Raw genomic sequence first — 12,157 nt, forward strand, 5'->3', positions numbered from 1 at the left:
GTTTCTTAAGTTATCCAAGAAGTCTATTGTCTGTTCAGATACGAGGTCGCTGCTGCCATTTGAAATATTTTATTCACCTAAAATTACATTCTACCTATTTTAAAAGTAGTTTAAAAAACTTTATAGACTACATACAAAAGACCTAACATCTTTAGCAATGCCTTCATAAATCCTTACTAAATCCTCACTTAGTATTGAAGGATTTCCACAATCAGAAGCACTACATATTTGCGGATCTAGAGGAACTCTGCCCAAGAGTTTGACTCCCAGCTCTTCAGACATTTTTTTTGCACCACCTTTTCCAAATATGTGTATTTTTGAATTATCTTGAACAAAATAGCTCATATTTTCCACAATGCCGATAATTGGCACGCTGAGCTTTGTGAACATATCATAAATTTTCTGTGCATCGACTAAAGCAAGCTCCTGTGGAGTTGAAACTATTATTGCTCCAGTTAAACTAAAATTCTCCATCAGACTTAAATGTACATCGCCAGTGCCAGGCGGTGTATCAATGATTAAATATTCTATATCAGACCACCTTGTTCCCATTAGCAAATTGTAAAGTGCTTTTGTGATCATAGGTCCACGCCATATTACTGCGCGGTCCTTATCAATAAAATAGCCAATTGAAATAGTATAGAGACCATGTTTCTCTATAGGCATTGCTTTACCACTCTGTATTTCTGGTTTTAATTTCTCAGTGCCCAACATTTTAGGAATCGAAGGACCATATATATCTGCATCAACTAGCGCAACTTTATGTTTTAATTCTACTAACGAAAGAGCTAGATTTAGTGCAACTGTTGACTTACCCACACCTCCTTTACCAGAAGCAACGACAATTATATTTTTCACTCCTTCGATATGAAGTTTAGCTTTTTGTTGCCTAGCTTGTTTTTGACCAGTAGCAACTACAGTAACCTTTCCTACTCCCGGTATCGCCTTAACAGCTTGCTCACAATTTTTTCTTAATTCTTCATTTGGCTCAGTAACTTCAAGAGCAAAAGCAACATCTTTACCCTTAATAACAATTGAGGATACTACACCAACATTCTTACCACTTTTCTTCTCTATAACCTTTTTTAGGCTCTCTCTTACGATTTCCTCATTAACCTGTGTAAATTTTTTCCAGAACATATGATGAAATTTTTTCTATTGGTGTATACTAACATAGAATAATTAAACTGCACTGACTTTAAAGCGAGGTTACAAGAATATGCTAAATGATAACAACTTAACACAAGCACAACGAAATTTGCATTTTAAGTTGAAAAAGGTAATATCAAATGGTGAGGGAATTAGTAATATCTTGAAAGTAGCCTCAGAGAATGATTTACTAAAAGTTCTTACAATAGGATATACTACACAATTTCCAAGAGGTGGGGAACGCACTTTAACACTACTTAGCCTCGCCATATTCAAATGTAATGACGAATGCGTTAATTCTATTTTAATACATTCTCAAAATAACGGTACACTGCAAGAGATTATTAATACTGAAAATATTATAAACTATCAAGATAGTCTGATATACACCTTAACATCGCTTGGCTTTGCTATACATTACAATAAGCCAAGATATATTAATGATATTTTAACAAAAGCCCAGGACAGTGGAATACTACAAGATATTCTTGCTGCTAGAAATATTGTACAGTATTTCAATACTAAGGAGTATGCTTTAACACCACTCAGTTTCTCTATATATAAAGGTAATAAAGAATGTATCAGTTCTATTTTAGAAAAAGCTCAAAATAATGATATGCTGCAAGGCGTTTTTATTGCTGAAAATATTTTACAGTTTTCAGATGGTCTGACGCATATTTTAACACCAATTAGCTTTGCCATATATGAAAATAATAAGGAATGTTGTAACTACATTTCAACAATGATTCAAAATAATGTTGTATCGCAAGATATTCTGAATAATTGGACATACATTTTAACATTGCTTGGCCTTGCTATATATAGAAATAACAATGAGTATATTAATACTATTTTAAGACAAGCTCAAAATAATGGTACGCTGCAAGAAGTTCTTACTGCTAATAAAAATACTATGTGTTCTCCAGATGGTTGGACGTACAACTTAACATCACTTGGCTTTGCTATACATGAAGGTAATCATGCACATATTAATTCGATTTTAACTCAGGCCCAAAATAGTGGTATATTGCAAAATGTTCTTGCTGCTAAAAATACTGTATATTCTCCAGATGGTTGGACGTACAACTTAACATCACTTGGCTTTGCTATACATGAAGGTAATCATGCACATATTAATTCGATTTTAACTCAGGCTCAAAATAGCGGTATATTGCAAGAGATTCTGACTACTGAAAATACTATAAACTATAAAGACGGTCGGACGTACAGCTTAATACCACTTGGCATTGCTATATATAAAGGTAATATTGAATGTATTAATTTTATTCTAGCACAAATTAATGATATGCCGCAATACATCATCTATGCTGCCTTTCAACCAACTGCAGCGATTAATGAAAGGAATATTAGGATTAGTAGTGCATTAGATAATGTATCTATTTCTTCTAGGTATGTTAGAGAAAATAGCAAAGTCAATTAATTTCTTAAGTAACTCTTTCTTGCAAGTACTACTTTTTTATGTATCTGTTCAGGCAATGGCGTTAACTTAAGAGAATAAATTAGCAAGCTCTCCTAAAGGCATGATGGCGTTTAGGCTTATCTACTTTATTGCAGCTATACAATCTTCACGTTAACTTTAGTGCGTATACTTAAAAAGGGCTTGAAAATTTTTTGGTTCCAACAAGCACCTGATAAAGTTTTTGTTTCATTATAGCAAATCGACAGCAAGAAACTGCTAGCGATAGTAGGGTTGCCTAGCGATTCTGCCACAGTATCAGCTGCTTCAATGATATCCATTTGTCCCTATAATTGTCTTTTCCCGCCTACCTTATTTTACCACTCTGCTGAACAGAGACAAATTTACTTTCTTACTTCACTCACTAAAATTTTAATATGACGTTTCTTTCCTGCAGACAATTTTATGAATGACTGATCTTTGAAGCTCTCAGAATTTATTATATAGTTAACATCATTTATAGTATTATCATTAACTTTACATCCATTTCCCTGTATTAAACGCTTTGCCGCACCTTTTGAAGGTTCAAAACCGGTATCATGAAGCAAGTCTATCAGGAGTATGCCATTTGCAACTTGTTCTCTTGTGATAGTGTAACCAGAAAGCAATGAACTGTCTTCATTTTCAAAAGCAGAGATTGCAGCAGATCGTGCAAGTTTCGCTTCTTTACAACCGTGACATATTTTTGTCACTTCTGTTGCCAAGACCTTTTTTGCTTCATTTATTTCTTGATCCTTCAAGGACTCTAGTTTTTTAATTTCATCAGTTGGTAAATCAGTGAAAAGTCTCAAGAAACGACCAACATCTTGATCATCAACATTGCGAAAATATTGCCAGTAGTCATAAGGCTTGAGCATGCTGCCATCGAGCCATATAGCTCCACTTTCAGTTTTGCCCATCTTTTTTCCTTGCGCGTTTAATAAAAGAGGTGTGGTAAGACCAAACAGCTCAGGTAAATTTAACTTTTTGCCAAGTTCAATTCCGTTTACTATATTTCCCCATTGGTCTGACCCTCCAATCTGGAAACGACAGCCATACTTTTTATTCAACTCGACAAAATCATAGGCTTGTAACAACATGTAATTAAACTCGAGAAAGCTTAGATTTTGCTCCCTATCTAGCCTAATTTTCACACTATCAAAGCCTAACATGCGATTTACAGAAAAATGTGTCCCTATATCACGCAAAAAATCTATATATTTTATGTTATCTAACCAATCTGCGTTGTTTACTATGATTGCACCAGTTTTTCCATAATCGAAAGATATCATCTTCTCGAGGGTTTTCTTTATACCAAGTATATTTTGATTGATATCTTCTATCGGCAAGACGCTTCTTGCTTTGTCTTTACCAGATGGGTCACCAATTTTTGTTGTGCCACCTCCAAGTAGAACTATTGGCTTATAACCGAATTTTTGTAGGTGACGGAGCATCATGATTTGAATGAGACTGCCAATATGCAAACTTGGTGCCGTACAATCAAACCCAATGTATGCAATTATATAATTATCTTGTGATAATAGCTGGTCTAACCTATCAATGTTTGTACATTGATATAGGTATCCTCTTTCTTGAATGAAGTTTAAAAACTCGGATTTATGTTTCATAATATGTTATTTTGTGTGTAAACGGTGTTGTTAACGATGGTGTCATTCCAGTGCTTGACGCTGGAATCCAGTTTATTATGAAATTTCATCAAAAATGTTGTATAGTGTGCTCGTTTATGATTAAGTTTTCTAGATTCCAGCGTCAAGCACTGGAATGACACCACCAACTTCATAAGGGTTGCCTTCAAAATTACAACATTTGAAAGTGTATACCAGCTACCTGGATAATCAATTCCATAACTCTTCTATCTTATAATATTCTCTTACTTCTGGCCTGAATAGGTGAACCATTATACCTTGAAAATTCACAATCACCCAGTTACCTTCATCCATACCTTCTACATCTATTTTATCATATTGCTTGAGATTTTTCATCACGTGCTCAGCTAATGCTTTTACATGGCGGCTCGAATCACCGGATGCAATGATCATATATTTTGCAATGACAGTTTTATTCTGTACATCAAAAGTAACTATATCTTGACCTTTGTTTTGATCTATTACATCTACAATTGTATTTTTTATTGATTCTGTATCACCATTCATTATTCTAAATTATATAATTTATCTGTAATGATACACTCAAAATTTCTGAATATGAACTATTTTTGATATGTTTCTAGTGTAACGTTTATAATACATATATTTGTAATATATGATAGTTTTCTGATGGTATGATCATTTACTTAATCGGATTTCCGGGTAGTGGCAAACTTACGATTGCAAAAGAGCTGTGTAATATTATTGATGGGGTGATAGTAGACAATAACCTGTTTAATAATATCATATTTGATATGATCGATTTCAGAAACGCTGAGGTTACAAGTGAAATATGGGAAGAAATTTTTGTGATTAGAGAGAATATGTTAGCAATATTGGAAAAATACCATATAGAATCAAAGCATTATATATTTACAAACGAATTGATAAAAGGTGATTCCTATGATCAAAAAGTATATAACTCAGTGGTGAATTTAAGTAAAAAAATGAACGTGGAGATTCTCCCTGTGGTGTTATATTGTAATAGTGGAGAACTAGTAAAGCGCGTTCAATTAAAGGAAAGAGAGCAGGAGAGAAAAATTACTGATTCAGATTTTGCTATGAGAAGAATTAAAGGAAAGAAACTATTTGTGCCTCAAGGTTCACTTGAAATTGATAACTCAAACTTAAGCGCAAAAGAAGTTGCAAAAAAAATTGTTGAAAAAATGAATAGTAAAAAAGTAGTTGGAACTTCTATGATAGATAATTTAGCAACAGAGAGTATTTGTGATTAGTGAGGAGAAAGAGTATCGCCCTTGTGTTGGCATAATGTTATTTAACAAACAGGGAAATGTTTTTATTGGAAAACGCTTTGATAGTGACTCTTATTGGCAGATGCCACAAGGAGGAGTTGATGAAGGTGAAGAGCTAGAGCAGGCAGCGCTACGTGAGCTATTGGAGGAAGTTGGTACTGATGAAGCAGAAGTTGTGGCTCAAAATAAAGAGTGGATATATTACAACTTACCCGAGGAAGTTATACCGATATGCTGGAATGGGAGATATTCTGGCCAAAAGCAAAGGTGGTTCTTAATGAAATTTTGTGGGAAGGATAAGGATATTAATATTAACTATACTGATCATCCAGAGTTCAAAGAGTGGCGTTGGCAAAATGTGGATGATTTGGTAGCCAGTGCCATACCGTTCAAAAAAGAAGTTTATAAAAAAGTGATAGAAGAGTTTTCTTCTATCATAAAAGGATCTATTTATGATAGTTGATTCTCATTGTCATCTAATTTATTTTTCTGATGATGAAATACCAAAGGTAATTTCAAGAGCAGAGCAAAATGGTGTGAGAATTTTGCATAACATATGTATAAGCATTAATGATATCCCTAAATTATTAAAAATCTCTTCATCCTATGATCAAGTCTACTGCTCCGTTGGTATACATCCGCTTGATACTAATGTGGAAAAAGGTGAGTGTATAAATGCTGATGAATTGATTGAATTTACTAAGGGCAAAAAGGTAATTAGTATCGGTGAAACCGGATTAGATTTTTATAAATCTGATAACAAAAGCAATCAAAAAAAAAGTTTTGCATCACATATAGAAGCGGCAAAAGTAACAGGATTACCTTTAGTTATTCACACTAGAAATGCTGATAGTGAGATGATTGATATGTTAAATTCAGAAATGAAGAAGGACGCTTTTAGTGGAGTAATGCATTGCTTTGCTTCTTCTAAAGAGCTTGCTTATAAGGCTATGGACTTGGGATTATACATTTCATTTTCTGGAATTATTACTTTTAAAAATGCGAACTTACTAAGAGAAATTGCACAAAATGTGCCACGTGAGCGTGTTTTAGTTGAAACTGATGCACCTTATCTATCTCCTGAGCCTTACAGAGGAAGAAAAAATGAACCGGCAATGGTGAAATATGTTGTGAATTGTTTAGCAGAATTATGGAATGAATCGCCGGAACAAGTAGCAAAAATAACTACAAATAATTTTTTTAGACTGTTTTCGAAGCTTGAGCTCAAAGAAATTATATAGGACAATTAATTTAGCCGACAAAGCTCTTCCACTGCATTTACAGATTTATTGAACATCTCTTGTTCACTATCGTTCATTTTAACTTCTAGAACTTTCTCAACTCCATTTTTGCCAATAATAGTAGGAACACCAATGAATAAGTCTTTCACACCATATTCACCATTAAGATAAGCAGCGCATGGTAATATACGCCTTTTATCTTTTAAGTATGATTCTAGCATGCTTATGGCTGAAGATGCAGGAGCATAGTATGCAGATCCAGATTTAAGTAGATCAACTATTTCTTTTCCACCATTACGAGTGCGCTCAACTATTTCATCAACTTTTCCTCGCGTAATCAAGCCCATCTCAATGATTTGGGTAAGTGGAATGCCAGCAATTGAAGCATAATTGATTAGTGGTACCATAGTGTCACCATGTCCTCCAAGCACAAAAGCAGATACATCTTCGACAGAAATATTTAACTCACTTGCAAGAAAATAACGAAAACGAGCAGAGTCAAGCACTCCTGCCATACCAACAATCATATTAGTTGGCAGACTTGAAGATTTGTATACTACTGAAACCATAGCATCTAAAGGATTGGTAACCACTATTACAAATGCGTTTGGAGAATGTTTTTTAATATTTTCCCCAACCTCTTTCATTACTGCAGCATTAGTTTGCAGAAGGTCATCTCTGCTCATTCCAGGTTTTCTGGCAATGCCAGCAGTTATTATAATTGCTTCAGAGTTTTTTATATCTTCATACCTATTTGTACCAGTAATATTGACATTAGATCGATCAATAGGAGATGATTCTGTAATGTCAAGTGCTTTACCTTGTGGTATTCCATCGCTTACATCAAGCAAAATAACATCTCCTAGCTCTCTTAGTGCAATCATATGGGCAAGAGTCCCACCGATATTTCCTGCACCAATCAAAGATATTTTTTTTCTTTGTGCTGTCATTTTCTACTCCTTTATATTTACTTTTGTGGCCTTACTACCTTCCCAAGGGGATAAGCTGTCAAACATACGAAAATCTTGTGGTAAGTCTATAGGATTATATACAACCTTTTTTGCCTCTATATCGTATCTTACTTCCTCGTAGCCAGTGAGAGGAAAATCTTTTAACATTGGATGACCTTTGAATCCATAATCCGTTAAAATCCTACGTAAATCTGGGTGATCAGAAAACTCTATTCCATACATATCAAATACTTCACGCTCAAACCACGAAGCTGCGTTAAATATCTTTGCTACACTTAGAGGTATATCACCTTCACATAACTGAAGCTTTATGTGCACTCTGATATTGTGTACAACGCTGAGCAAATTGTATATTAGCTCGAAACGTTTTTCTCTATTTGGGTAATCAACTCCAAAAACGTCAACTAATAATTCAAGCCTACACTTTTCATCATCACGTAGAAAGAGTAAGTGATTTTCAATGTCATTCAAAGCTGAATATATTACAATAGTGCCATCATTTTTCTGAGTACATTCACATTTAGTCTTTTTTTGTATGTATTTTGCAGTTTTATCCATGCTATATATTTTTAGTTCGTTTTATTTTATTTTGTAGACATAGCATTCCATATAGCAACGCCTCAGCAGTTGGAGGGCATCCAGGAACATACACATCAACTGGCACAATTCTATCGCAACCACGGACTACTGAGTAAGAATAATGATAATAGCCACCGCCATTTGCACAACTTCCCATAGAAACGACGTATTTGGGATCTGCCATTTGATCATAAACTTTACGCAATGCTGCTGCCATTTTATTAGTTAACGTGCCAGCAACAATCATAACATCTGCTTGCCTTGGGCTTGCACGAAAGATTATGCCATATCTATCAAGATCATAACGACTGGATGCAGTGTGCATCATCTCTACTGCGCAACATGCAAGACCAAATGTCATTGGCCACAATGAACCAGACCTTGCCCAGTTCATTATATAATCTATTAAATCGCCAAATTTAGTGATAAGAAAACCTTCTTTTTTGTAACGATTCCAGTCGCCATTAGATAAATTTACTTCCATTCCAACGCACCTTTACACCACTCATAAATAAAGCCTATAGTAAGTATTGCAAGGAATATCATCATAGACCAAAATCCGCAATAGCTTATTTTAGATAAAGAAACGGCCCAAGGGAAAAGAAAAGCAATTTCTAAATCGAATATTATGAACAATATTGCAACTAAGTAAAATTTTATGTCGAAACTTTTTCTGGCTCTTGATAAAGGATTAAAGCCACACTCATATGTAGAAAGCTTTTCACCATCTGGGTTACTGACTGCAAGAAACATAGGTAATACACCTAAAGTAAAGGATACTACAATTGATACACAGATAAGAATTAATATGGTTAAATATTCACTCATTTAAAAAACATATAACACTATGAATTTACATGCTTTCCTAATCTTTTACCACCTAAAATATGTATGTGAAAGTGCGGTATAACTTGCTCTCCATCTTTACCGTGATTAGTAACTAATCTATATCCTGTTTTTTCTAAGTTATATTTATGTGCTATTTCTCTAACAGTTTTAAAAAAACTTACTATTTCCTCTTCGGAAGCTTTCAGAACAAAATCATCGTATGAAACGTATTGAGCTTTTGGTATAACTAGAATATGAACTGGTGCATCAGGATACTTATCACGAAAAGCTAGCACATTTTCATTTTTATGTATTTCCTCATAAGACAACTCACCTCTTAATATCTTAGCAAAAATATTAGTGTCATCATAAGCTGTACTACCCATACTTTATTAAATTCCTGGTCCTCTTCTATTTTGCTTATGATTTGGTGTAGAAGGTGGGCTTATTGCTGCTTCGCTAGAAGCATCTTCAAGACTTGAAACGTCTTTTAGCTGTATATCTTGTCCACGCAAAACTGACCCATAGTCCATTTGGTGTCTTTTTGAAAACGTTTCTATTCTTTTTGCCCTTCTTGCAGCAATAACTTCTGGTTGTAAATGATACATATCTCCAGGAACAGTTAGGCTATGATACCTTTCCTCTATTTTAACTTCTTTCATAACACTCTCCATAATTTATTTCCCCCTACCTCTTATGCTTTCGCAACTTTCAAAATCTTGTTTAATAGCTTTTTGCCAATTATTTAAAGTTTTCTCTGATGACTTTTCTTTACCTATAGACCTTATAACTTCTTGTGACTGTTGCTTTTTACTATCGTATCCACTATACAACTTTTCTGCAATATCATACAGCAACTTTCGGTCTGTGTGAACTTTAAACTCTCCACCAGTAATTTTTGCCAAATTTTTGAGATCATAATCAATTTTATTATAAATTCCTTCAAGAGCGTACTTTTTCATTACTTTTTCGTCTATACCTGGATTTTTATCTTTTATTTCTTGGATAATCTTCTCAACATCAACTTCAATTACAATTTTGTTTTCTTCTCTAAAAATAGTTATATTTGGCAGATCTTTCCTTATTTTATCTAATTTCTCTGGACTCAAGTAAGGTATATCCCCCGTTAAAGTTCTTGACGCTAAAAAACTTACCTTACCTTTTTCTTGTTTTGTTATTTGTATGCCAAGGTACTTACTAGCTTCTGTGGTTTTTATAGGTGGGTCATATTTCTCTTCTTCTTTAGTTACATCACTCACAGCCTTTTTTAATGAAACTTTAGCATCATGCTTCATTTCATCAATTGAAGCAAACGGTTTCTTTATAGGATAAATAAGTGCTTTAGGCACAAGAAAAAACACGCCTTTTATCTTAGCCAAAATAGACTTTTTATTTGACTCATCTTTTGCCATACATACCTCCAAGTCACTTTCTACAATCAGATAGTAAAATACACCCAATTATAGACGAAAATATTTAAGCTTGTATATCTATTATAAGATGAAATTATAGAGATAGCAATCATTATTTGTACATTACCAAAGTATGTAGTATTTTTGCTGCTTTTCTTGTTCAAATTACCTTTAAAGATAAATTATGTTAAAATGGAACGCAAATAATATTATCGATGCTACTGGCGGAAGAGGGGAGGGTGTTTGTAATTCGTTATATAGCTCAAATATTTCAACGGATACAAGAAGCATAAAAAAAGGTGATTTATTTATTGCTCTCAAGGGAAAGAAATTTGATGGGCATGATTTTCTACATGAAGCATTTTTAAAAGGAGCTGTTGCTGCGGTAGTAAGCGAAGATAAATATAGAAATTTTCCTCTAATTATTGTGCAAGATACTCTAAAAGCTTTGCATAACATGGCATCATATTACATTAGAAATGTTCTTGTTAATGCTAAAGTTATTACAATTACAGGTAGTGTCGGGAAAACGACTACAAAGGACATGCTGCACACTGTTCTATCGCAATATGGAGCGTCTTATGCAAACAAAGATAACTTGAATAATAATATAGGATTACCTTTTACTATTCTAAAAGTCCCAAAAAACTGCCAGTACTTAATCCTTGAAATGGGAATGAATAGAGCTGGTGAGATAAAAGAGCTATCGAAGATTAGCAATCCGGATATTGCAGTTATTACCAACATCGAACCTGCGCATGTTGAAAATTTTTCATCTCTACTTGATATTGCGCAAGCGAAGTTAGAAGTCCTATGTGGTATGAAAAATAATGGTACTTTGGTTTTGAACAAGGATAATAAACATTATGATTATCTTTTATCAAATGCTGACAGAAATGTAGTGAGCTTTGGTAAGAATGAAAGTGCTACTGTTTGTTTGTTAGACCTAATAAGAAACGATAGCGGTATAAATTTAAAAATTAAACCGCACAACGGTCAAATTATAAACTGTAATTTACGTTTGCGGGGTGAGCATTTTACATACTCTGCATTAGTTGTGACAGCAGTTGTGCAAAGTCTAGGACTTGATTTATCGAAATTACCACTAGCACTTGAGAATTTTACTGTAACAGAAGGTAGAGGTAATGTTCATCAAGCTAAATACAATGGAAAATTAGTACATTTGATTAACGACTCCTATAATGCTAACCCTACTTCAATGAAGGCTGCAATAAGAACTTTAGGTACATATTCTAATTTAAGAAAAGTGGCACTACTCGGCGATATGTTAGAACTTGGTAATGAAAGCATAGTATTTCATACAGAATTGCTTGACTCTATAGTAGAACAAAATGTGAATAAAGTTCATACAGTTGGTAAATTTATGTTAGAATTGAATAAACTTTTACCGGAGAATATAAAAGGCATGCATTTCGATGATTCTAACCAATTGAAAAGTAATTTAGCTAATATTGTTCAAGGTAATGATGTAATTTTAGTTAAAGGTTCTCATGGAATGAGAATGGACCTTATAGTGCAGGAATTCACAATAGAATATTAAATAAAACTATTGTATTAATTTAAAGTTAAGTTATTGGAAG

The 12,157-nt window shown here is 33.8% G+C and carries 15 protein-coding genes and 1 pseudogene; 5 read left to right on the plus strand and 11 right to left on the minus strand.

The window, feature by feature from the left end; translation table 11 throughout:
* Positions 1–120 precede the first annotated feature (120 nt).
* Complete coding sequence (locus ONG78_RS02745) at positions 121–1,140, minus strand: Mrp/NBP35 family ATP-binding protein (RefSeq protein WP_264374522.1); 1,020 nt, start codon at positions 1,138–1,140, stop codon at positions 121–123.
* A gap of 79 nt (positions 1,141–1,219) precedes the next feature.
* Between ONG78_RS02745 and ONG78_RS02750 the strand changes: the two genes are divergently transcribed.
* Entirely contained in the window at positions 1,220–2,590 is a 1,371-nt protein-coding gene (locus ONG78_RS02750; RefSeq protein ID WP_264377611.1) for a WD_0033/WD_0034 family tandem repeat-containing protein, read from the plus strand.
* A 79-nt stretch (positions 2,591–2,669) separates the two neighbouring features.
* Here the strand turns inward: ONG78_RS02750 and ONG78_RS07990 are convergent.
* The 3 genes and pseudogenes from ONG78_RS07990 to rsfS form a co-directional block, all read right to left on the minus strand.
* Positions 2,670–2,828: pseudogene (locus ONG78_RS07990) on the minus strand (IS4-like element ISWosp8 family transposase); the annotation flags it as partial.
* Positions 2,829–2,970: 142 nt separating this feature from the next.
* Positions 2,971–4,233, minus strand: a complete 1,263-nt coding sequence (gene tyrS / locus ONG78_RS02755; RefSeq protein ID WP_264377612.1) for a tyrosine--tRNA ligase — start codon at positions 4,231–4,233, stop codon at positions 2,971–2,973.
* A gap of 228 nt (positions 4,234–4,461) precedes the next feature.
* The gene (gene rsfS / locus ONG78_RS02760; RefSeq protein WP_007302263.1) at positions 4,462–4,779 is read right to left on the minus strand and encodes a ribosome silencing factor; all 318 of its coding nucleotides are present in this window, start codon (positions 4,777–4,779) and stop codon (positions 4,462–4,464) included.
* A 128-nt stretch (positions 4,780–4,907) separates the two neighbouring features.
* Between rsfS and ONG78_RS02765 the strand changes: the two genes are divergently transcribed.
* From ONG78_RS02765 to ONG78_RS02775, 3 genes are read left to right on the plus strand one after another with little or no spacing between them, the layout of a single operon-like run.
* Positions 4,908–5,507, plus strand: a complete 600-nt coding sequence (locus tag ONG78_RS02765) for an AAA family ATPase (protein ID WP_064085464.1) — start codon at positions 4,908–4,910, stop codon at positions 5,505–5,507.
* Positions 5,500–5,988, plus strand: coding sequence for an RNA pyrophosphohydrolase (locus tag ONG78_RS02770; RefSeq protein WP_264374526.1), 489 nt, complete (start codon positions 5,500–5,502; stop codon positions 5,986–5,988). Before ONG78_RS02765 ends, ONG78_RS02770 begins: the two co-directional genes overlap by 8 nt.
* Positions 5,978–6,766: a TatD family hydrolase gene (locus ONG78_RS02775; protein ID WP_264377613.1), complete on the plus strand. Its 789-nt coding sequence runs from the start codon at positions 5,978–5,980 to the stop codon at positions 6,764–6,766. Before ONG78_RS02770 ends, ONG78_RS02775 begins: the two co-directional genes overlap by 11 nt.
* 5 nt (positions 6,767–6,771) lie before the next feature.
* Here the strand turns inward: ONG78_RS02775 and mdh are convergent, their stop codons facing one another.
* Genes mdh through ONG78_RS02810 form a run of 7 tightly spaced genes read right to left on the minus strand, consistent with a single transcriptional unit; the run spans position 6,772 to position 10,556 of the window.
* The gene (mdh, locus tag ONG78_RS02780; RefSeq protein WP_264377614.1) at positions 6,772–7,716 is read right to left on the minus strand and encodes a malate dehydrogenase; all 945 of its coding nucleotides are present in this window, start codon (positions 7,714–7,716) and stop codon (positions 6,772–6,774) included.
* Between the two features lie 3 nt (positions 7,717–7,719).
* Positions 7,720–8,295 (minus strand): NADH-quinone oxidoreductase subunit C, encoded by a 576-nt coding sequence (locus ONG78_RS02785; RefSeq protein ID WP_264377615.1) that lies wholly within the window; start codon positions 8,293–8,295, stop codon positions 7,720–7,722.
* A 1-nt stretch (position 8,296) separates the two neighbouring features.
* Positions 8,297–8,800, minus strand: coding sequence for a NuoB/complex I 20 kDa subunit family protein (locus tag ONG78_RS02790; RefSeq protein ID WP_264330817.1), 504 nt, complete (start codon positions 8,798–8,800; stop codon positions 8,297–8,299).
* Positions 8,791–9,144, minus strand: coding sequence for an NADH-quinone oxidoreductase subunit A (ndhC, locus tag ONG78_RS02795; RefSeq protein WP_264377616.1), 354 nt, complete (start codon positions 9,142–9,144; stop codon positions 8,791–8,793). Before ndhC ends, ONG78_RS02790 begins: the two co-directional genes overlap by 10 nt.
* Positions 9,145–9,161: 17 nt before the next feature.
* On the minus strand, positions 9,162–9,530 hold the full coding sequence (locus ONG78_RS02800; protein WP_006014413.1) for an HIT domain-containing protein: 369 nt from the start codon (positions 9,528–9,530) through the stop codon (positions 9,162–9,164).
* Between the two features lie 6 nt (positions 9,531–9,536).
* Positions 9,537–9,818: a hypothetical protein gene (locus tag ONG78_RS02805; RefSeq protein ID WP_010403548.1), complete on the minus strand. Its 282-nt coding sequence runs from the start codon at positions 9,816–9,818 to the stop codon at positions 9,537–9,539.
* 3 nt (positions 9,819–9,821) lie between these two features.
* The gene (locus ONG78_RS02810) at positions 9,822–10,556 is read right to left on the minus strand and encodes a hypothetical protein (RefSeq protein WP_264377617.1); all 735 of its coding nucleotides are present in this window, start codon (positions 10,554–10,556) and stop codon (positions 9,822–9,824) included.
* Positions 10,557–10,740: 184 nt separating this feature from the next.
* Here ONG78_RS02810 and ONG78_RS02815 point away from each other — a divergent pair, with 184 nt between their 5' ends.
* A complete protein-coding gene (locus tag ONG78_RS02815; RefSeq protein ID WP_264377618.1) occupies positions 10,741–12,117 on the plus strand; it encodes a UDP-N-acetylmuramoyl-tripeptide--D-alanyl-D-alanine ligase in 1,377 nt (458 codons plus the stop codon).
* The last annotated feature ends 40 nt before the right edge of the window (positions 12,118–12,157 follow it).

Source organism: Wolbachia endosymbiont (group B) of Philonthus cognatus (assembly GCF_947179345.1).
In the GTDB taxonomy this organism is placed as follows: Bacteria; Pseudomonadota; Alphaproteobacteria; order Rickettsiales; family Anaplasmataceae; genus Wolbachia.